This window comes from Streptomyces sp. ME02-8801-2C (assembly GCF_033793965.1).
Lineage (GTDB): Bacteria > Actinomycetota > Actinomycetes > Streptomycetales > Streptomycetaceae > Streptomyces.
This window is the reverse complement of the sequence record NZ_JARAXP010000019.1, coordinates 81330-102120: the sequence shown is the minus strand read 5'-3', so window position 1 is coordinate 102120 and position 20791 is coordinate 81330. Positions and strand designations below refer to the sequence as shown.

The 20791-nt window shown below is 70.1% G+C and carries 17 protein-coding genes; 9 read left to right on the top strand and 8 right to left on the bottom strand.

Features of this window, described 5'->3' with window-relative positions; all coding sequences use genetic code 11:
* Window positions 1-60: 60 nt before the first annotated feature.
* Both PV396_RS38485 and PV396_RS38480 read right to left on the bottom strand, forming a co-directional pair.
* The gene (locus PV396_RS38485) at window positions 61-1281 is read right to left on the bottom strand and encodes an acetyl-CoA C-acetyltransferase (RefSeq protein ID WP_319212819.1); all 1221 of its coding nucleotides are present in this window, start codon (window positions 1279-1281) and stop codon (window positions 61-63) included.
* A gap of 182 nt (window positions 1282-1463) precedes the next feature.
* Window positions 1464-2432: a LysR family transcriptional regulator gene (locus PV396_RS38480; RefSeq protein WP_319212817.1), complete on the bottom strand. Its 969-nt coding sequence runs from the start codon at window positions 2430-2432 to the stop codon at window positions 1464-1466.
* Window positions 2433-2528: 96 nt separating this feature from the next.
* Here PV396_RS38480 and PV396_RS38475 point away from each other — a divergent pair, with 96 nt between their 5' ends.
* Complete coding sequence (locus tag PV396_RS38475) at window positions 2529-5873, top strand: S8 family serine peptidase (RefSeq protein WP_319212816.1); 3345 nt, start codon at window positions 2529-2531, stop codon at window positions 5871-5873.
* A gap of 87 nt (window positions 5874-5960) precedes the next feature.
* Here the strand turns inward: PV396_RS38475 and PV396_RS38470 are convergent, their stop codons facing one another.
* Together PV396_RS38470 and PV396_RS38465 are read right to left on the bottom strand one after the other, a co-directional pair.
* On the bottom strand, window positions 5961-6803 hold the full coding sequence (locus PV396_RS38470; protein ID WP_319212848.1) for a L,D-transpeptidase family protein: 843 nt from the start codon (window positions 6801-6803) through the stop codon (window positions 5961-5963).
* Window positions 6800-8086: a L,D-transpeptidase gene (locus tag PV396_RS38465; protein ID WP_319212814.1), complete on the bottom strand. Its 1287-nt coding sequence runs from the start codon at window positions 8084-8086 to the stop codon at window positions 6800-6802. Before PV396_RS38465 ends, PV396_RS38470 begins: the two co-directional genes overlap by 4 nt.
* A gap of 119 nt (window positions 8087-8205) precedes the next feature.
* On the opposite strand from PV396_RS38465, the gene PV396_RS38460 reads away from it, so the two are divergent.
* The 4 genes from PV396_RS38460 (at window position 8206) to PV396_RS38445 (ending at window position 12291) form a co-directional block, all read left to right on the top strand.
* On the top strand, window positions 8206-8919 hold the full coding sequence (locus tag PV396_RS38460) for a response regulator transcription factor (RefSeq protein WP_319212812.1): 714 nt from the start codon (window positions 8206-8208) through the stop codon (window positions 8917-8919).
* Window positions 8916-10748 carry a HAMP domain-containing sensor histidine kinase gene (locus tag PV396_RS38455; protein WP_319212810.1) on the top strand — a complete coding sequence of 611 codons (1833 nt, stop codon included), beginning with the start codon at window positions 8916-8918 and terminating at the stop codon, window positions 10746-10748. Before PV396_RS38460 ends, PV396_RS38455 begins: the two co-directional genes overlap by 4 nt.
* Before the next feature lie 135 nt (window positions 10749-10883).
* Window positions 10884-11270 carry a hypothetical protein gene (locus PV396_RS38450; RefSeq protein WP_319212808.1) on the top strand — a complete coding sequence of 129 codons (387 nt, stop codon included), beginning with the start codon at window positions 10884-10886 and terminating at the stop codon, window positions 11268-11270.
* A gap of 151 nt (window positions 11271-11421) precedes the next feature.
* A complete protein-coding gene (locus PV396_RS38445; RefSeq protein ID WP_319212806.1) occupies window positions 11422-12291 on the top strand; it encodes a hypothetical protein in 870 nt (289 codons plus the stop codon).
* A gap of 201 nt (window positions 12292-12492) precedes the next feature.
* Here the strand turns inward: PV396_RS38445 and PV396_RS38440 are convergent, their stop codons facing one another.
* On the bottom strand, window positions 12493-12735 hold the full coding sequence (locus PV396_RS38440) for a GntR family transcriptional regulator (protein ID WP_319212804.1): 243 nt from the start codon (window positions 12733-12735) through the stop codon (window positions 12493-12495).
* A 259-nt stretch (window positions 12736-12994) separates the two neighbouring features.
* Here PV396_RS38440 and PV396_RS38435 point away from each other — a divergent pair, with 259 nt between their 5' ends.
* From PV396_RS38435 to PV396_RS38425, 3 genes are read left to right on the top strand one after another with little or no spacing between them, the layout of a single operon-like run.
* Window positions 12995-13321 carry a hypothetical protein gene (locus PV396_RS38435; RefSeq protein WP_319212802.1) on the top strand — a complete coding sequence of 109 codons (327 nt, stop codon included), beginning with the start codon at window positions 12995-12997 and terminating at the stop codon, window positions 13319-13321.
* On the top strand, window positions 13318-13506 hold the full coding sequence (locus PV396_RS38430) for a hypothetical protein (RefSeq protein ID WP_319212800.1): 189 nt from the start codon (window positions 13318-13320) through the stop codon (window positions 13504-13506). Before PV396_RS38435 ends, PV396_RS38430 begins: the two co-directional genes overlap by 4 nt.
* Window positions 13503-13709, top strand: coding sequence for a hypothetical protein (locus PV396_RS38425; RefSeq protein WP_319212798.1), 207 nt, complete (start codon window positions 13503-13505; stop codon window positions 13707-13709). The genes PV396_RS38430 and PV396_RS38425 overlap by 4 nt, the downstream gene beginning before the upstream one ends.
* Window positions 13710-13961: 252 nt before the next feature.
* On the opposite strand, the gene PV396_RS38420 is transcribed toward PV396_RS38425, so the two are convergent.
* The gene (locus PV396_RS38420) at window positions 13962-15005 is read right to left on the bottom strand and encodes an SGNH/GDSL hydrolase family protein (RefSeq protein WP_319212796.1); all 1044 of its coding nucleotides are present in this window, start codon (window positions 15003-15005) and stop codon (window positions 13962-13964) included.
* Between the two features lie 150 nt (window positions 15006-15155).
* On the opposite strand from PV396_RS38420, the gene PV396_RS38415 reads away from it, so the two are divergent.
* The gene (locus tag PV396_RS38415; RefSeq protein ID WP_319212794.1) at window positions 15156-16547 is read left to right on the top strand and encodes a cystathionine beta-synthase; all 1392 of its coding nucleotides are present in this window, start codon (window positions 15156-15158) and stop codon (window positions 16545-16547) included.
* A gap of 441 nt (window positions 16548-16988) precedes the next feature.
* Here PV396_RS38415 and PV396_RS38410 read toward each other — a convergent pair whose 3' ends face one another.
* Both PV396_RS38410 and PV396_RS38405 read right to left on the bottom strand, forming a co-directional pair.
* Window positions 16989-17441 (bottom strand): hypothetical protein, encoded by a 453-nt coding sequence (locus PV396_RS38410; RefSeq protein ID WP_319212792.1) that lies wholly within the window; start codon window positions 17439-17441, stop codon window positions 16989-16991.
* Window positions 17442-17593: 152 nt separating this feature from the next.
* A complete protein-coding gene (locus tag PV396_RS38405) occupies window positions 17594-20785 on the bottom strand; it encodes an RICIN domain-containing protein (protein ID WP_319212790.1) in 3192 nt (1063 codons plus the stop codon).
* Window positions 20786-20791 lie beyond the last annotated feature (6 nt).

Genomic DNA, 20791 nt, shown 5'->3' with positions numbered 1-20791 from the left:
TTTTCTCACCCGCGGTCTCCGGTCAACTACGGTGCGGAATCAGGGGTGGGGGCCTCGGGGTCAGCTCAGGCGCTCGATGACCATCGCCATGCCCTGGCCGCCGCCGACGCACATCGTCTCCAGGCCGAACTGCTTGTCGTGGAACTGGAGGGAGTTGATGAGCGTGCCGGTGATGCGGGCGCCCGTCATGCCGAAGGGGTGGCCGACGGCGATGGCGCCACCGTTCACGTTGATCTTCTCCAGCGGGATGCCCAGGTCGCGGTAGGAGGGGATCACCTGGGCGGCGAACGCCTCGTTGATCTCCGCCAGGTCGATGTCGTCGACGGTGAGGCCGGCGCGGCGCAGTGCCTGGCGGCTCGCCTCGACCGGGCCGAGGCCCATGATCTCGGGGGAGAGGCCGGAGACGCCCGTCGACACGATGCGGGCCAGCGGCGTGAGGCCCAGCTCGCGCGCCTTCGTGTCGCTCATGACGACGACGGCCGCGGCGCCGTCGTTCAGCGGGCAGCAGTTGCCGGCCGTGACCAGTCCGTCCGGACGGAACACCGGCTTCAGCCCCTGGACGCCCTCCAGCGTCACGCCCGCGCGCGGACCGTCGTCCTTGCTGACGACCGTGCCGTCCGGCAGCGTCACCGGGGTGATCTCGCGCTCCCAGAAGCCGTTCTTGAGGGCTTCCTCGGCGAGGTTCTGCGAACGGACGCCGAACTCGTCCATGTCCTGGCGCGTCACGCCCTTCAGGCGGGCGAGGTTCTCGGCGGTCTGCCCCATCGAGATGTAGGCGTCCGGCACGAGACCGTCCTCGCGCGGGTCGTGCCACGAGGTGCCCTCCTGCTCGGCGACGGCGGCGGTACGCGCCTCGGCCTCGGCGAAGAAGGGGTTGCGCGTGTCGGGCAGCGAGTCCGAGTTGCCCTTGGTGAACCGGGAGACCATCTCGACGCCGGCCGAGATGAAGACGTCGCCCTCGCCCGCCTTGATGGCGTGCAGCGCCATGCGGGAGGTCTGGAGCGAGGAGGAACAGTAACGGGTGATCGTGCAGCCCGGCAGGTAATCCATGCCCATCTGTACGGCGACGATCCGCCCCAGGTTGTTGCCCTGCTCGCCACCGGGCAGACCGCAGCCGAGCATCAGGTCGTCGATGTCCCGCGGGTCCAGCTCGGGGATCTTGGCCAGTGCGGCCTGGATGATCGTGGCGGTGAGATCGTCCGCCCGGAGCTCCTTGAGGGAGCCCTTGAAGGCGCGTCCGATGGGCGAGCGGGCGGTCGAGACGATGACGGCTTCCGGCATGACGGCTCCAGTCGAATGGGCGGCGCGAAGCGCCTCGTTGAGGGGCGGCGGTCGGGTGGCGGGTGGGAGTACGAGAGACTTTTTATTCTTGTGGGCGGACCTGCTTGGGAAGTTACCCGTACGTATGGCCCCGGTCACGGGTGTGGCGGTGTGACTCGGGCCGCACTTTTCTAAGCGCTTGCTCAGGCAGGGTCGGAGGGGCTCGTCCGGCCCTTGTCCTCCAGCCACTTCCAGTAAACGCCCGCCCGTTGCACCTCCGACCGGTACGCCTTCCTGAGAGCGTCGCGCAGCGCGGGCGCGTGCTCGGCCAGGGGACTGCCCGTGGCCCACACCAACCGTTGCCGCACACCCATCGGGTCCCCGGCCAGCGGCCGTACGACGACACCCTCGCGCTCGGTCACCAGCGGATGCGCGAGAGCCACCCCGTGCCCCTGCCCGACCAGCGGGAACACCACGCTCGCGCTCAGCCGCTGCACCCGGCGCGGGACGAACCCGGCCCGCCGGCAGGCGGCCCGGAACTGCGCCCGCATCCGTACGTCCTTGTTCTCCCCGACGAGCCAGGCCTCGCCGGAGAGGGCCGAGAGCGGGATGTCGGTGCCGGCGGCGAGCGGGTGCTGTTCGGAGATCAGCACGAAGACGGGGTCCACGGCGAGAAGGGCGTCGCTGAGTTCGCGGCGCAGTGGCAGCTCGTACTCCGGGTAGTCCACGGCCAGGCCGAAGTCGAGCCGGCCGGTGGCGAGCAGCTCGAGCTGCTCCTCCTCGGTGTCGCAGGTGTGCAGGGTGATCTCGGCCCGGGGGAGCAGTTGGCGCGCGGTGGTCACCAGTACGGCGGTGAGCGGGCCGGGGACCGAGCCGAGCCGCAGCGCGGTCAGGTCGGAGTCCTCGGGGCCCCGCTGCCGTACGTCACGCATGAGGTCCTCGTGGGCCGTGAGGATGCCGTGCGCGTGCGCCAGCACCATCGCGCCGAACGCCGTGGGCCGGGAGCCGCTGCCGGCCCGTACAAACAGCGAACCGCCCAACAGGCGCTCGATGCGCTGGAGTTGGGCGGTCAGGGCGGGCTGGGTGAAGCCGAGGGCCGCCGCCGCGCGGGTGATGGAGCCGGCTTCGGCGATCGCGTTCAGGACGCGTAAGTGGCGGAACTCCAGATCCATAGCGCGATGTTATGGGCGGTTGGGAGTACCCGGAAGATCGCGTCCGGCGGGACAGTCGACCGCAACCGGAGTCACCACCGGCACAGGGGAGGCCGTATGTCCCGCATGTCTCGAAAGCTGGCCGGCGCACTGGTAACCGCCTTATTGGTGCAGGGAGTCGCGGTGGCCGCGCCGGCCTCCGGCGCGACGGACAGTGGCGCTGTCCCTGCCTGGACCCGCGGAACCGGACCGCAGGACGCCACCACCCATCGCGTCACCCTCGTCACCGGCGACCGCGTGGACCTGTCGGGAGCCGGTGTGGCCGTCGAGCCCGGGCCGGGCCGCGAGGCGACGGGCTTCCAGCAGTTCGAGCGCGACGGCCACCAGTACGTCGTACCGAACGACGCCCTGCGCCTGGTCACCGGCGGCCAGGTCGACGAGCGGCTGTTCGACGTGACGGGGCTCGTCGCGGCCGGGTACGACGACGCCGCCACGGCCGTACTGCCCGTGATCGTGACGTACACCGACGCGACGCTCGGCAGCCGCGGTCTGCGCGCCACGGACGGAGCCCGGGTGACCCGTGCCCTGCGCGCGGTCGACGGCGCGGCGGTGGCCGTGGGCAAGGAGACGGCGGGCGCCTTCTGGGAGGGGGTGACCGAGGGCAGCCGTACGACCGGGCTGCGCGCCGCGAGCGGTGTCGCGAAGCTCTGGCTGGACGGGAAGCGGCAGGTCGCCCTGGACCGGAGTGTGCCGCAGATCGGCGCGCCGACGGCCTGGCAGGCGGGGTACGACGGCAGCGGCGTGACCGTCGCGGTCCTCGACACCGGGTACGACGCGACCCATCCCGACCTGGCCGGACGGGTCACGGAGGCGGTGAACTTCACGGACGCGCCCGACGCCGACGACAACGTCGGTCACGGCACGCATGTGGCGTCGACGGTGGCCGGCGGCGGCGGGAAGTACAAGGGGGTCGCGCCCGGGGCCTCGCTGATCGTCGGGAAGGTGTGCAGTGACCGTGACTGCGCCGAGTCGTCGATCCTGGCCGGAATGGAGTGGGCCGCCCCTCGCGCGAGGGTGATCAACATGAGCCTCGCCGGTGACGACACCCCGGGACTGGACGTGCTGGAGGAGGCGGTCAACACGCTGACGGCGAAGACCGGCGCCCTCTTCGTGGTGGCGGCCGGTAACGACGGCGGCGCGGACGGCTCGGTCGACTCCCCGTCCACGGCGGACGCCGCGCTCTCCGTGGGCGCCGTCGACAAGCAGGACGTCATGGCGTCCTTCTCCAGCCGGGGCCCGCGCGAGGACGGCGCGATCAAGCCGGAGATCACCGCACCCGGCGTGGACATCGTCGCCGCCCGTGCCGCGCACGCGGGCAGCGAGTACATCGAGGTGGAGCCCGGCTACACCTCCCTCTCCGGCACCTCCATGGCCACCCCGCACGTGGCCGGAGCGGCGGCCCTGCTCGCCGGACAGCACCCGAACTGGCGGGCGGCCGAGCTGAAGGCGGCCCTGATGGCGTCGGTGACGGCGACTCCCGGCGCGAACGTCAACGCGCAGGGCGCGGGCCGGGTGGACGTCGCCCGGGCGATCCACCAGTCGGTCCTCGCCTCGCCGACGGCCCTGCCCCTGGGCACACAGGCCGCCCCGGCGGACGATGACATACCGGTCGTCAGGACGGTGACGTACCGCAACGACGGCACGGAGCCGGTGACCCTGGACCTGGCGGCGCGAGTGAGCGGGCCGGAGGGCTCGCCCGCCCCGACGGGCATGTTCACGGTCAGCCCGGAGCGCGCGACCGTACCGGCGGGCGGATCTGTCGAGGTGACGGTGACCGCCGACACGCGCGTGCAGAGCGGTACGGGGGTGTTCCAGGGCGCGCTGGTCGGCACGGACGCGACCACCAAAGCCTCGGTCCGCGTACCCCTGACCATCACCAAGGCCACGCCCACCCACGACCTGACGGTCAAGGTCGTCGACCGCGCGGGCAACCCGGCCACCGACTTCTGGACCGACATCACGAGCCTGGACGGCTCGGTCTACCGCTTCGTGTACCCCTCGGGCTCGGGCACGGTGGCCCTCCCGGCGGGCAGCTACACGGTGAACGCGTCGGTCGTCACACCGACGGACGGCAGTACGACCCTGCTGGTCCGCCCCACCCTCACGGTGACCGGCGACAGCGAGATCGTCCTCGACGCGCGCAAGGGCACACCGGTCTCGGCGACCCTCCCGCGCAAGGACGCGAGTCTGCGCCTGGCGGCGGTCGGCTTCGACCGCCGACTCACCAACGGGATGGGCCTGGGCATGCGGGCCATCGCCGACTCCTACGACAAGCTGTTCACCGCCGCGCTGGGTGACGACGTGGGCCCGGGAGAGGGCACGCTGGTGGCGGACGTACGCGGCTTCTGGGCGAAGAAGAACGCGGAGGGCACGTACGACGACTCGCCGTACGAATACGTGCTGGTGTGGTTCGAGCGGGGGCACCTGCCGACGAACTTCAGCCGGGTGGTGCGGCAGAGCGAACTGGCGACGGTGAAACACCAGTACTACTCGGTGACTTCGGGAGGGCAGTCGAGGGCGTTCACGCACAACTTCGGCTTCCCGCCGGAGGGCGGCAGCGCGCTGTCGGCGGGTGCCATCTGGTTCGACACCCCGGGCCGCCCCCGGACCGTCTACTACAAGGCCGCCGACACGATGTGGGAGACGCGCTACAACCAGTACGCGGCCGACGGCACCTTCCAGACGCAGTTCCTGACGAACTACGAGACCTACCGGCCCGGCAAGCGCTACACGACGGAGTGGCAGAAGGCGGTACCCGGCCCGCGCTTCAGCCGCACGACGACCGTCGTCCGGGACGGCAACCGGCTGTCCTTCAACGTCCCCATGGCGGGCGACCAGGCCGGCCACACCGGCTACTCGGCGTACGACACGAGCAGGGTCGCCTTCTACTACGGCGACCGGAAAATCGTGGAACTGGACTACCCGTGGACGGACGCCTCGGGCACGGTCCCGGCGGCCGAGGCGACCTACCGCCTGGAGTACTCCGCCGAACGCAGCGCGAAAGGCGGCGGCTTCGACCTCGGTACGAGCGTCAGCGGCTCCTGGACCTTCCGCTCGGGCGAGACGAGCGGCGGCCAGACGGCGCTCGGACTGTCGGCGTTCGACTTCGCACCGGTCGTCGACCGGAACAACACGGGCGGGCTGCCGGTCGTCCCGATGCGACTGGTACGGCAGCCGGGGGCGGCTGCTTCGGCGGTGCGGTCCGTGTCCGTGGAGGTGTCCTACGACGACGGGAAGAACTGGCGCAAGGCGCACCTGGCGAAGACCGGGCGGGACGCGTGGCTGATGCCGCTGCCCGGACGGCCCGTGCCCGGCGGGTACGTGTCGCTGCGGGCGAGTGCCGGGTTCGCGGACGGGGGTGCGGTGGAGTACCGGGTGATCCGGGGGTACCGGGTCGGGTGAGCGCCTGACATGTGATGCCGTAGGAGCCCGTCCCGCGAAAGTGGGGCGGGCTCCTACTTGGCCTTGGCGCCCTGAAGACGCGCGTCCTCACCGTTCGAGGGACGTGTCGTCCCCCATCACGATCACCGGGTGCAGTGCCGGGTCGAGGGTGCGCAGCAGGTCCTTCATGTGCTCCGGTGCCAGGCTCACGCAGCCGTGGGTGGGGCCGCCGTGGTCGACGTGCAGCCAGATGCCGCCGCCCTTGTTCGCGCCGAGGGGACGGGTCCAGTCGAGCGGGGAGGTGCCCCGTCTGCGGTTGTAGTCGATCGCGACCACGTAATCGAAGGAGCCGGCCAGCGGCTCGCCCTCGAATCCGGTGCCGCCGATGGTGAAGGCACTGGACCGGTCGTACGGCAGCTTCGTGCCCGGGTCGGTGAGCAGTCCGCCCGCGTCGCTGAGGGTGAACACCCCGATCGGGGAGCGCAGATCGCCCGCGTGATGCTCCTCGGTCCAGCCCCGGAGCGCGTTGTGGGCGGCCCAGGTCCGCCCCGCGATCCAGCCGTCGCCGGTACGCCGGTACAGCACCACCTGCGACGACGGGGAGTTCTTGTCCTCGCCGGTGACGACGAGGACCTGCCGGGCGGTGGCGGGGACGCGGGCGAGTGTCCGGGGGCCGAGGCCCGGCAGGTCGGCCGAGGCGGCGGGAGCGGGCGTGGCCGCGGCTCCGCCGGCCGCGTTCGGTCCTGATCCGGCGTCAGCCGTGCCGGGCGGGACCGCGCGGGCGTCCTGCGTACTGGTCGCGGTCGAGGGGGCGTCCCCGGTTGCTCCGGCGCCGCCGGGACCGCCGGGGCCGCCGCACCCGGCCAGGGCGAGGGTCAGCGTCAGCGCCAGAACCGGGACCGGGGCGGGAACCGGCAGCCGGGAACCCAGAGAGGAGAAGAGGTGCCTCATCGCGCCGAACCGGCCTTCCACTCGCTCCACGGCATGTTCCAGCCGTTGAGCCCGTTGTCGGGTGCGATCACCTTGTCATCGGAGTTTTTCACCACGACCACGTCGCCGAGAAGGGAGTTGTCGTAGAACCAGGCCGCGTCCTGGCCCGAATCGCCGCCGCCCTTGGCGTCGTTGAGCCCCACACAGCCGTGGCTGATGTTGGACCGGCCGAAGACGGAGTCGTCACCCCAGTAGTTGCCGTGGATGAAGGTGCCCGAGGTGGACAGCCGCATGGCGTGCGGGACGTCGGGGATGTCGTACTGGCCGGCGAAACCGACCGTGGCACCGTTCATGCGCGTCGACATCAGCTTCTCGGAGATGACCATCCGGCCGTTCCAGGTGGGTGACGAGGCGGCGCCCGCGGTGATCGGGATGCGCCGTACGGTGCGGCCGTCCCGGACGACGTTCATGGTGTGGGCGGCGGCGTCCACGGTGGACACCTGGCTGCGGCCGACCTTGAACCGGAGGGTCTTGTCCTGTTCGCCGTACGCGTCGGCGGCCCCCTTCACCCCGGCGAGGCGGATCCTGACGGTGACCGTGGAGCCGGCCTTCCAGTACTCCTCGGGACGGAAGTCGAGGCGCTGCCCGCCGAACCAGTGGCCCACGACGGTCTGGCCGCTGTCGGCACTGACCTCGACGGCGGACTCGACGGCCTTCCTGTCGGTGATCGCCTTGTCGAAGGTGAACGAGACCGGCATGCCCACACCCACCGTGGAGCCGTTCTCCGGGGTGTGGGTGCCGGTGAACCGGTCGGCCTCGGCAAGAGTTGTGAAGGCCACGGTACGGGTCGTGCGGTGGCCGTCGGCGCCGGTGGCCTCGGTGGTCAGCCGGTAGGCCGTCCCGTGCTCCAGGTCGGCCGAGGGGGCCCAACTCCGCTTGTCCGGGGACCGTTCGCCCGGCACCGCCCGTCCGTCCGGGCCGGACAGGGACACCTTGGTGATCGTGCCTCCCTCGACCGTGACCCGGCCGCCGGTGGTGACCGGGACATGCTCCTGCCTGTCGGCGGCCCGCAGCTCCAGCCGGGGTCCCGTCGCCGCTCCGGCGGCCTGCGCGGACGTCCCCGCGGCGTCCCCGGCGGCCTGCGCGGGTTTCCTCGCGGGGTCCCCGCCGGGGTTCTTCGCGTCCGACGCTCCGGAGCCGCAGCCGGCCAGCAGGCACACCGAGACAGCCAGCAGCGCCAGGGCGGACCGGGCTGGGACGCGAGGGGCCGGGCCGGTGTGATGTATGGATTCTCCGCTGTGCATGGGGCCAGCGTGGAGAACGGATATCAGGAAGTGGTCAGGGTCGGGTCAGGATGTGGGAAGGGCCGCACGAGGCCCGTTCACCGTGCCCGCGAGGCCTCGGCACACCTAGGGTCACCTGCGTGTGCGCATATATTCTGATCGCCGAAGACGACGGTATGCAGGCCGAGTTGATCCGCCGGCTCCTGGTCAAGGAAGGCCATGAGGCCGTCGTCGTCTCTGACGGACGGGCCGCTCTCGACGCGGCCCGCGACCGCCGGCCCGATCTGGTGATCCTCGACGTCATGCTGCCGGGCCTCGACGGGTTCGGCGTCTGCCGTGTGCTGCGCCGGGACGCGGACATACCGGTGCTGATGCTCACGGCCCGCTCCGCCGAGGACGATCTGCTGCTCGGCCTCGACCTCGGCGCGGACGACTACATGACCAAGCCGTACAGCCCCCGGGAACTGCTGGCACGCATCCGCATCGTGCTGCGCCGCACCCTGCGCCCCGTCGAGGAGTCCCCCGTACTGCGGCTCGGGGCCATCACCGTCGACCCCGTACGCCACGAGGTCACCTGCGACGGCACGGAGGTCGGCTGCACACCGGGCGAGTTCGCGATCCTGAACGCGATGGTCGCCGAGCCCGAACGCGTCTTCTCACGACGCCAGTTGCTGGAACACACGCGCGGTTACGACCGGGCGTCCACCGAGCGCGCCGTGACCATGCACATCATGAACCTGCGGAAGAAGATCGAGCCGGACCCGAGCAGCCCCGTACGGCTGCTGACGGTGTTCGGGGTCGGGTACAAGCTGGTCGAGGGCGGGGCTCTCTCGGGCGACCGGGGTCCCGCGTGACCGGCCCGGACGGAGGGACGCCGCCCGTTTCCCGCATTCCGTGGCGCAAGAGTCTGCTCGTACGGCTGCTGCTCACCTCCGTGGCGATCGCGATGCTGTCCGTCGGCGCCACCGCGTGGCTGGCCGTGCAGCTGACCACGCGGGCCATCCAGGAGGAACGCGGGCAGGTGCTCTCCGACGACTCCGAGCTCCTGAGCCGGCTGAGCGGCTACGCCGCGACCCACGCCGACTGGGACGGCGTCGAGTCCACCGTGCGCACGCTCTCCCGCACCCTGGACCGGCGTATCGCCCTGACCACAGCGTACGGAAAGCTCATCGCCGACTCCGCCGCCCCCGGCACCGCGCTGCCCGCCCGCGCCTCGGCCACCGTCGACCCGCTGCGCATCGACACCTACAGTGAGCCCGGTGCCCAGCTCGCCGGCATCGACCCCCGGGCGGTGGGGCCCTATCGGCTGTCCCCCGGCGAGGTCAGGGAGGTGAGCGCGACGGCGGGGCGACGGGTGAAGTGCCTGACCCAGTTCGGCGGGGGCGGCCACATCGAGCGGATGCCCAGCGGTCGTACGGTCGCCATCCCCGAGGGCACCTCGGAGACCGTGGTCTCGCAGTGCGCCGACGCGGCGGACAACTCGGCGATGCCCAGCGAGAGCGCGGCGCTGGAGGCCCTCGGGAAGCTGATGACCGGCTGTCTCTCCGGCGACCTCAAACAGGTGGTCAAGGTGGACCCCTCGCTGCGCAAACTGTTCGGCGAAGACATCGTCCCCGGGATGTCCGACAGGACGATCGGCGACCAACAGACGCAGAACTGCATCGACACCGCGCGCCGAACCCAGCTCGACCCCTATGTGGCCGCACCGGCGACCCTCTATCTCGGCGACCGCGAGCAACAGCGGTCGGGCTTCGACCTCTCACCCGCCAACAAGACCAAGATCGTCGGAGTCACCGGTCTCGTCCTGGCCGTCACGATCACCCTGACCGCCCTCGTCGCCGTCCGTCTCGTACGCCCCCTGCGCGCCCTGACCGCCGCGGCCCGGCAGCCGCCCGAGCACCACGCGCGGGTCGCCGTCACGACCAAGGACGAGACGGGCTTCCTGGCCGCCGCCTTCAACGACCTGACCGCGCGCCGGGAACAGATGGAAGCCCAGAGGAAGGCCATGGTCAGCGACATCGCCCACGAACTGCGCACCCCGCTGACCAATATCCGCGGGTGGCTGGAGGTCACCCGCGACGGACTGCTCGACCCCGACCCCGATCTCCTCGCCTCCCTGCACGACGAGGCGCTGCAACTGCAGCACATCATCGACGACCTGAGCGACCTGGCCGCGGGCGACGCGGGCACCCTGCGCCTGCACCGGGAACCGCTGGCCGCCGACGAGCTGATCGGCCAGGTCGCCGCGGCCCATCGCAGCCGAGCCGAAGCAGCGGACGTCCACCTGCGGGCGGACGCCGATCCCGGGCTCTGGATGGACGCCGATCCGGTGCGCATGCGGCAGGTCCTGGGCAACCTCGTCTCCAACGCGCTGCGGCACACGGGGGCAGGGGGCACGGTCGCCCTCGCCGCCCGGCAGACGGCGAACGAGGCGATACTGACCGTGCGCGACACCGGGGACGGCATCGCGCCGGAAGACCTGCCCCACGTCTTCGACCGCTTCTGGCGAGCAGAGAAGTCCCGCAGCAGACGCACTGGGGGGAGCGGCCTGGGGCTGTCCATCGTGCGCCAACTCGTGGAGTCACACGGGGGAACCGTCGCTGCGGACAGTGCGCCTGGCAGGGGGGCGGTTTTCACGGTGCGGCTGCCTCGGGTGGGGGAGCCGGAGGAGGGTGGGCTGTGAGGGGGCGTTGGGGGAGAGCGGCTGGTGGGCTCGCACGTTGAGGTGTCGTGTATTCGCATGGCATTCATGACCTCGGTCACGGAGAGTAGCTGGTTCAGTATGGTCTTCCGCGAGCCAGGCTGAGACGATGCGGGGATGGCGAACGGTCTGGCGAAGCCGTCAGCTTCGGAGTTGGCAGAGGGTATGCGCACTGCCCTCATACATGCCCGGTGGGATCCGTACGGTGATCCGGCGGTCGCCGTGGATGTGCTGAGAGCTTTGGTCGAAGGCGTATGTGGTCCGGTCGATTCAGTGGCGGCCGGACATGTCATTTTCGACTCGCAGGCAATGGGGACGGTGTACCTGTTCTGTGCTTCGATGAACAAGGCCCTTGATCGGCATCACCCGGCGCAGCCGCCCGCTCACCGGGGCTTGCCGAATGCGGAGCATCTCGCCCTCGTGCAGCCGCTGCTGCCCGGATTTCATCGGCGTCAGCAGGAGGTACTACGGCTTCTGGATCAGGAGTTGCCACCGCGCAACTGAACTCGCGAGCGTGCGGAGCGGCGAACCCGAGCCCAAGCGGACTCGCTCATCGGCTGTCCGGGCTGGCGGCCGGAAAGAGCCATGTCGTCGACAGCTCTGCGCCTGATCGGACAGCGGTGTCAGGGCAGGCCGGTCTCTCTACGATGCCGCCATGACGATCCCTGGGCAGGAACAGCCGCAGATACGTGTCCTCTACGACGAGTCCCGCCATGACCTGCGAAATCCAGCTCGTCCGCGTCCTGTCCGCCTCTATCTGTGGGAGCCGGACCGTCCGTTGGCCGCGTCCGCCCCCTTGGTCGTCGTCTCGCACGGTACCGGAGGATCGGGCAGCGACATGGAGTGGCTGGTACAGCCGCTGCGCGCGGCAGGTTTCCGGGTGATGGCCCTGGACCACCACGGCAACAACTTCGTCGACGGCTACGAACCCGAGGGCTTCCTCCATGTATGGGAACGGCCCTGGGACGTCTCCTTCGCTCTCGACGCGCTCGCTCGGGAACAACCCCTTGGCGCAGTGGGCGCGGCAGGCTTCTCCCTGGGCGGTTATACGGCGGTGGCGCTGGCCGGAGCCCGTATCGATCCTGAAGGCTTGCGGGCGGTTCTGACGGGTGTGGTTCCTTTGCCGGAGATCCCAGAGTTCCCCGGCGCATCGGCAGCGCTGCGAAAGATGTACCCGGACGATGAGTCGTCGCGGCGCACGCTGGACACCGCAGCAGCGGACCTCTCGGATCCCCGAGTACGAGCGGTCTTCACAGTGGCCCCAGGCGTCGGCGGTCTCGTGACCCCGGAGAGCCTGGCAACCGTGCAGGTGCCGGTGGACATCCGCTGGGGCGGAGCGGACACGATCAGCCTGTACGAAGTGGACATCAAGCCGTACCTCGAACACATCCCTACGGCGAGTGGCCGCTCGGCCGGCCCGGACGTTCGCCACGACGACTTCTTCGCACCGGAACCCGCCGACCCGGCCGCACGTGTCAGTGTCGGCAAGGAGGCGGCCACCTTCTTCCAGCAGCACCTTGGCTGACCCTGCGCGGCGCTCACGTCTCGCGCTCGGCGATCGGACTCCGCAGAGCCCAGCCCTGCCCGTGGGCCGGACACGCTTCCACGCGCCGACTTCGCCGCGCAAGTTGGCACAGGTGCGTAGTCCAAGAGGCGCAGGCGCATTCAGCCTGTCCTCTATGAGGCAGCACCAGAAGGCGAATCCAACCCGGACGGCCGCCCCCGGTTACTGCCCGGCTCGCACTGCACCCTCGACGAACGAGCCCTGTCCCAGCACAGTGCGAAGTCTGCCTTCCGACCGCAGTGCGGCAACGGCTTTCTGGATTGTCGACGCCGCGACATCGAACTCCGTAGCGAGGTCCACGACGGCAGGGAAGCGTTCCCCGGGGACGTACGTGCCCGCGTCGATCCTGCGTCGCAGCTCATCGGCGATCTGGGTCCATACGGGTTTGCTCCGGTCGAGATCCATGACTCGAACGTATGCGTCTTCGCGAAACCGAGCGACCGCGAATGCGCGAATGCGCGTATTCTCTGAATCGACAGACCCCGGCGAGTCGGTCAGGACTCCCGGGGCGTGGCCCACCAACTGATAGGAGTTGATGAACATGGCCGAGCGTAGCGCTGCCGCGCTGCACTGGGTTGTGGTGACCCTGGTTCTCCGGGTGCTCACCTGCCTGATCCCACCGACAGGCACCCGCCGGAAACCTCTGACGCCGGGGCGTGCTGTCATGACAACGACCAGTGAGAACGTTAAGCAGCACGGGCATCCGGCGGAGCGGGTGCCGTGTCGGCGGCGGTCGCCGTACAGCACCGACCGGGCACCCCTGGACGGTTCGGCGTCCCGGCTCGTGCGGCCCTACCTGCCCGACGTCATGGACCGGGCTCCGGAGATGGCCGCCTCCCTCAGTACGGCTCGTGTACGTCCGTACCGGGCCGCGCGGGAACGGGCGGTGCGGTTGCGTCGTCGGACGGTCGCGGTGTTGGCCGCGGACTTCGGTATCGACGCGGACACCCGGGACATCCACGCCGTACTGAGCGGGGTGAGCGCCCGATGACCGGGACCAAAGTCGGCGTACGGCAGACCGAGTTGCCGATGCTGCGCGCCTACCGCCTCTGGTTCGAGCACGCCCGCAAGTGCGCCCACTGCAAGCGTGTCCGCACGGCGCGGGACGGCTGCCTGGACGGACAGGAGCTGTGGGCGAGCTACCGGCGTGCGTACGACGGAGGAGGTGCGGAATGACCTCGGACCCCATCGACTCGGCGAAACGGTGTGGGATCACCCGCGCCTCCCTCTTCTACCGCGCCCCGATTCTCAGCGAAACCGGCGCATGCGTCCTCCCGCAGGGGCACAGGGACGATCACCAGGACGCCAAGGGTGCGCATTGGTACGTGATTCCGCTGGTCGGTGGATCGGGCCTCGGCGGGGAGAGGACCCCGGGATGAGCCGCCTGCCGACCTGGGCACCGGAAGCCCCGTTCCGTTCCCCCCGCTGCGTCCTGGGACACCCCCCCGCTGCCGGGACGCCGAACCTCGCGACACCGGCGTACCTGGAGTGCGGTACCTGGTGTGCACCTGCGCCTGCCATGAAACGGCCCCGGCGACGGAGTTTGTGGGTGAACTCCCCTGACGCCAGGTCGATTTGACCTCGGCCCCTCCGTGACACCTCACGGAGGGGCCGGCAAGCCCTCGCCGGACTCAGTTGCCCGAAGCCCCCCTCGACGTGGTCGACGTTGGGGCCGGGTCCGTTGCCGGGACCCGCCGCCGGCGCCTGCGCTTGAGCAGGGCCCAGGGGCCCCTCGGCCCCGTCGGCATCGCCGCCGTGACCTCTGTGCCCGGTTCCGAGGCCGCCTCCGCTGCCGCACGCGCCACCGGCAGGAAGCCCTCGCGGCGGGACGCGTCCGGGCGCTCCTCTTCCGCCGGCCACAGGCCCAGCGCCGCGCACACCGTGGGGAGTACGGCCATCGCCGCCGTCGCGTACCCCTCCGCGGAGGGGTGGTAGTTGTCCGGGCCGAACAACTCGCGCGGATTCGCCTCGAACTCGGGGCCGAGCAGGTCGCCCAGCGACACCGTACGACCCCCCTGTTCGACGACCCCGATCGTCTGGGCCGCCGCCAGATGGCGGGATGCGCGGCGGGCCAGCCACCGCAGGGGCTGCTGGACCTGTTCGACGGTGCCCAGGTCGGGACACGTGCCCACGACCACCTCCGCGCCCGCCGTACGGAGACGCCGTACCGCCGAGGAGAGGTGGCGGACCGAGCGCGTCGGGGGCATCCGGTGGGTGACGTCGTTCGCGCCGACCATGATCACGCAGATGTCGGGGATCTCGTCGGACCCCGAGACGGTCAGCCCCACCTGGCGGTCCAGGTCGTCGGACTGGGCGCCGGGCAGCGCCACGTTGCGCAGCTCCACCGGGCGTTCCGCGACCGCCGAGAGACCCGAGGCGAGCAGCGCGCCCGGGGTCTGGCGGGCCCGGTGGACGCCCTGGCCGGCCGCAGTCGAGTCGCCGAGGAGGACAAGTCTGAGCGGGGGTTCACCGGGGGTGGCGTACCCGCGTCCGTACAGGCCGTCCGCGCTCGGCGGATGCGGACCGCCGCCGTTGCCCACCTGGCGTCTCGCCATCCGTACCTCGGCCAGCACCAGTCCCACGGCCGCCGCGCTCACCAGACCGACCCCGCCACCGCCGTACGCAGCTCCGGCCGCGATACGCCTGGCCACTCTTGCCCTGGACATGCTCGTCATGCGTCGCCGCCACCTCCTCGTAGCCGTACAACCACTCCTTGCCCCGTACCGACCGTCCGCCAATCGTGACGTGAGGTGAATGCCGGGGCGGAGCCTTAGGCTGGCGGGACCAATGACGACCACATTCATGTGCGGCAACCGGAGACAACGGTGCGATTCCACGACTCGATGATCAGCCTCGTCGGCAACACCCCGCTGCTGAGGCTCAACAGTGTGACCGCGGGCATTCAGGCGACCGTCCTCGCGAAGGTCGAGTACTTCAACCCCGGCGGGTCCGTGAAGGACCGCATCGCCCTGCGCATGATCGAGGCGGCGGAGAAGAGCGGCGCGCTCCAGCCGGGCGGCACGATTGTCGAGCCGACCAGCGGAAACACCGGGGTCGGGCTCGCCATCGTGGCCCAGCAGAAGGGCTACAAGTGCATCTTCGTCTGCCCTGACAAGGTCTCCACCGACAAGATCAACGTGATGCGTGCGTACGGCGCCGACGTGGTGGTCTGCCCCACCGCCGTCGACCCCGAGCACCCGGACTCGTACTACAACGTGTCCGACCGGCTGGTGCGGGAGACGCCGGGCGCCTGGAAGCCCGACCAGTACTCCAACCCCGACAACCCCCTCTCGCACTATCACTCCACCGGCCCCGAGCTGTGGGAGCAGACGGACGGGCGCATCACCCACTTCGTGGCCGGCGTCGGCACCGGCGGGACCATTTCCGGGACCGGGCGCTATCTGAAGGACGCCAGCGACGGGCGTGTCCAGGTCGTCGGGGCCGACCCGGAAGGGTCCGTCTACTCCGGCGGCTCCGGACGGCCGTACCTCGTCGAAGGGGTGGGGGAGGACTTCTGGCCCACCGCCTACGACCGGACCGTCGCCGACGAGATCATCGCCGTGTCCGACAAGGACTCCTTCCAGATGACCCGGCGCCTCGCCAAGGAGGAGGGCCTGCTGGTGGGCGGCTCCTGCGGGATGGCCGTCGTCGCCGCACTGCGGGTCGCCGAGCGGCTCGGGCCGGACGATGTCGTCGTCGTGCTGCTGCCCGACAGCGGACGCGGATACCTCAGCAAGATCTTCAACGACGAGTGGATGGCGGACTACGGCTTCCTGGAGGACACCGGCCCCTCCGCGCGCGTCGCCGACGTCCTCGACGACAAGGAACACGGGCACATCCCCTCCCTCGTGCACATGCACCCGGACGAGACCGTCGGCCAGGCCATCGAGGTGCTGCGTGAGTACGGCGTCTCCCAGATGCCCATCGTGAAGCCCGGCGCCGGTCACCCCGATGTCATGGCGGCGGAGGTCGTCGGCTCGGTCGTCGAGCGGGAGCTGCTCGACGCGCTGTTCACCCAGCGGGCCTCGCTCGACGACCCGCTGGACAAGCACATGTCGCCGCCGCTGCCCCAGGTCGGCTCCGGCGAGCCGGTCGGCGACCTGATGTCCGTACTCGGCGCCGCCGACGCGGCGATCGTGCTGGTCGAGGGCAAGCCCAAGGGCGTCGTCAGCCGGCAGGACCTGCTGGCGTTCCTCGCCAAGGGCGGCAAGCAGTAGGAAGCATCCGGTCGGCAGGTGACATTCAGTCAATAGGAAACGTCCGGTGAACGGGGCGTGGCGGAGAGGAATTTGCGGTGTGTGCCGCGATGTCCCGTTCCGATTCCTTTCGGATGCCTTCCGGGCGGAGAACTTCGTGGAAGTGGTACGAGGGTGTCACGTCCGCGCAGCACACGCTTAACACGAGTCCGGCAGATTGGTGGATGTCGGCAAGGGCGGGAGCGGCTCCCCGCCCAGGCCGGCACCAAAACGGCGTCACGGACCTCCGGAGCGGCTCCCGGACCTCCACCGACGCCCTGGACGCGCCAAGCCCGGCCCTGACCCGGCTCGCGTCCCTCGCGGGGACCGCCGTCGTCCCGCCCTCCGGGTAACACCGGGGGTGCGGCGGTCCCCGCGCACAGCTTTTTCCGGCGCGGGTTTTCGGGCGGCTTCCGGGGCGGGTCAGTCCTCCCAGGCGTCGCTGTCCCTGTCGGACCCGCGCTGACGGCGTCCGCCGAAGAGCCACGTCGTACCGCGGGTCGCCTGGAACGCGTTGACGCCCACGATGCCGGCCCACGCGACGAGCAGGCCGGGGAGGTCCCCCATGGCGCCGCCGATGGCGGACAGGGGTATCGCCAGGACCAGGGAGACGATGGCGAAGCCGAAGCGCTCGCCGAAGGTGTCGGTCGATTTGGGCCCGCGCGAGTCGCGCGCCACCACCATCTGCTGTTCGGCGAGCTGCCGCCGGACCCGGCGCTCCACCGAGTCGTCGATCCGCTGGTCGACCTTCTCCAGGAACGAGTCGATCAACGCGGACTCGTACTCGTTGCCCAGGTCCCTGCGGGCGTGCAGGGTGGCGCTGAGGTCCTTCTTCAGGTCGGCGTCGTGCGCGCCCGTCGTCTCCATACCCGTCATGCACACCACGGTAGGGAAACCGCAACCACCTGGCACTGGGGTTAGCCCCCCTGTTGTCCCTGGGCCGGCCCCTAGGGGCCGGCAGCGGAGAGGGCCACGACACCCGGTCGTGGCCCTCATGCCTTCATGCCTTCATTCCCTTGTATGGAGCGTCAGCTCTTGCCGCTGAGCCGCCAGATCTGGTTCTTCTTGGTCGTCAGCGTGCTCCCGGTGTCGCAGGTCCACTGGTGGACGAGGGCGCCGGGCGCGGTGGAGATGGTGCTGACGTCGACGCACTTGCCGCTGTGTACGGCGACCAACTGGTAGTCGTGGCTGTTGCCGAGCGCGGTGACCGCCCTCAGCGTGAACCGCTGGTTGGTGCCGTTGAGGCAGGTCCACTGCTGGACGGCGGCCCCGTTGGCCGTGGAGAGGGCGGAGACGTCCAGACACTTGCCGCTGGAGTGGTTGACCACGGTGTACGTGTCGGTCGTACCGGCGACGGGGTGGAAGTCGAAGATCTGCTCCTGGCCGGTACCGCAGGTGTTCTGCTGGTACTGGGTGCCGTCGGCGGTGGACTGGGCGGGGTCTTCGAGGCAGAGCGAGCTGTGCTGGGCGACGGCCGTGGAGGAGAAGCCGGTCGAGGCGCCGATGTGCAGGCTCGCGGGTGCGAAGGAGACCTGGTCGAGGTGGGGCGCGGAGCTGGAGCGCATGGGCTGTCCGATGTCGCTGCCGCCGCCGGAGTAGACGAGACCGATGGTGGTGCCGTCGTAGTTGTAGAGCTGCGAGGCGGTGAACTTGACGGTGTTGGCGCCCTTCGTGAGGGTCACGGGGACGGTGTAGTCGTTGAACTGGTTCCAGTGCAGGGTGCTCGCGAAGTTGACGCGGGTGGAGGTGCCGCCGTTGACGCTGACGTCCGCGTGCTCGGCGTACAGGTCGGGGTTGTAGTGGTTGGAGGGCAGTTCCTCGTTGTTGGCGTAGCGCATGGTCATGGCGTACGTGCCGGCCGTGGGCGCGTTGACGTTGAGGGTGAGGGAGTTGGCGGTTCCGTTGCCGATGCCGGTGACGACGCCGCCGTTGGCCTGGCTGTACGTGGTGTCGGTGGCCGCGGTGCCGGTGAGGGTGCCGCTCTCGGCCTGGTAGGTGACGACGTTCCCGGTGGTGACGGCGTCGGTGGCGCTGAACGGGGTGACGGCCAGGTCGTCCAGGGCCAGGGTGCCGCTGCTGCCGGTCACCTTGACCTTGTTGATGCCGCCGTTGAGGTAGACGCGGTTGGTCGACGTGGACCAGGCTCCGGTCGTTGCCCCGGAGAGGGTCTGGTCGTCGGCGGCCTTGCCGTTGACGGTGAGTGAGGCCTGGCCGGTGTTGCGGTAGCGGGCGGTCAGGTCGGCGTAGCCGTCCCGCGCGGAGTAGACCCAGAAGGTGGCGGACTTGCCGGAGGTGAGGTTTACCGCGCCGGCGCCGGACTGGCCCTGGGACGTGTAGGCGGCGGTGCCGCTGTCCGACAGGTTGGCCTGCTCGGCCTCGTAGAGCGTGGTGCCCTGGACGGAGGCGTCCTTGTACCGCAGGTCGATCTTGTCGATGATCGCGTCACCGATGGTCGTCGCGCCGTTGTCGCCGGTGGTGGCCAGGGTGATGGCGTGGCTGCCCGCGGTGAGGTGCACGGTGGTGTCGCTGTGCCCCCACACCACCCACTGGAAGCCCACCGGTATGTCCATCCTGGTCGAGGCGCCGCCGTCGACCCGCATGTACACGTTCGTCGGGCCCTTGACGTCGGCGTCCTTGGCGTAGCTGTTGCCGAACACCGACAGGTCGTAGTCGCCGGTGGTGGGAACGTTGACGGGGAAGGAGATCACCGTGGTCGAGCCGGTGCGCAGGCCTCCGACGTCCTTGGTGCCGGAGGTGGCGAAGCCGCCGACGTTGCCGGTGGTGCCCTCGGTGTTGATGTTGTAGCCGCTGCCGCTGAGCGTGGCGTTCTCGGCCTCGTACGTGCCCGTCCAGGTGCTGTCCGAGGCGGTGGCGCTGCCGGTGCCACCCGGGGAGACGATCACCTCGTAGGCGGACATGCGGTCAAGGGTGATGGGGAGCGTGATCGAACCGTCGGAGGCCACGGCGACGTCGGCGTCGGAGAGCCGGGTCGGGGTGGCCGCCGCGCCGATGTAGCCGCTGTAGCGGTCCTGGAACACGCTGACGTGCACGGTGCTGCCGAAGACCGCGGGGTCGATGTTCTTGATGACCGTGTTGGAGGCGCCGCTGGTGCCGCCACCGGCGAGGATGACCCGCGCCTGCTTCTTCGCGGTGTCCAGGCTCGCCAGGCCCTGGAGGGTGTACGCGGCGTTGGCGCCCGTGCTCGTGACCTTGACGGTGTTGCCGCTCATGGAGCTGTACCAGTTGTACAGCCACCACTGGGCGTTGGGCGTGTTCTGGGCGGCGGCGGAGTCACCGAGGTTGCCGTTGATGTTCCAGTACGGCAGGTTCCCGTCGATCTTCTCGTCCTCGATAGCCCCGATCCACTGGACCATTTGACCGGGGTCGGTCAGGTGGTAGCGGTGGGCGTACTCGTTGAGGTTGACGGTGATGGGGGAGGTGATGCCGGCGGCGGTCTCCACCGCGCGGTAGGAGTCGACGGTGCTGCGGACGTCTGCCGGGCTGCCCAGGGTGTGCCAGGTCACCACGTCGGGCAGGCAGTTGTTGGCCTTGCAGTAGGTGAGGAAGCCGCTGAGGGAGGAGGAGGTGTAGCTGGAGGTGTTGGGTCCCGCGAGCCGCGCCTGGGGCCAGATGCCCTTGATGAAGTTGTAGGTCTGACGCCACTCGGCGTTGAAGTTGGCCAGCGCCGTGGCGTTGGTGCGCATGCCGCTGAACCAGTTCAGGTCGGGCTCGTTATAGGGGATGAAGACGATGTGGCTCGCGTAGGGGCTGGCCATCGCCTGCTCGACCTGGGTCTTCATGGTCGCCTGGTAGGCCGCGTAGCTCGCGCGCTCGTAGTTGGCCCGGTAGACGTCCGTCATGTAGATGAAGACGTCCCCGCCGCCGCTGTCGGTGAAGGGCTTGGCGATCTCCAGGGCGTCCGAGCCGGGGTGCTGCTGACCGTCCTGGTACTTGGTGTTGGTGGTCTTCAGCCCCATTCCCTCGATGAGGTTGTTCGTCGGTACGTCCGGTCCGTACAGCCCGTACAGCGCCCCGGACGCGCCGCCCCGGAAGGCGCCGGTGCTGGTGCCGAGGTCGACGGTGAGGGTGGGGTCGGCTGCGGAGGCCGGCGTCGCCAGCACGGTGGTGGCGCCGACTATGACGGTCAGCGAGAGCACCGACTTGGTGAGGCCGTGGAGAAGCCGGCTCGCGGTCGAGCGTCTTTGCCCGATTCGTGGCATGTGCAT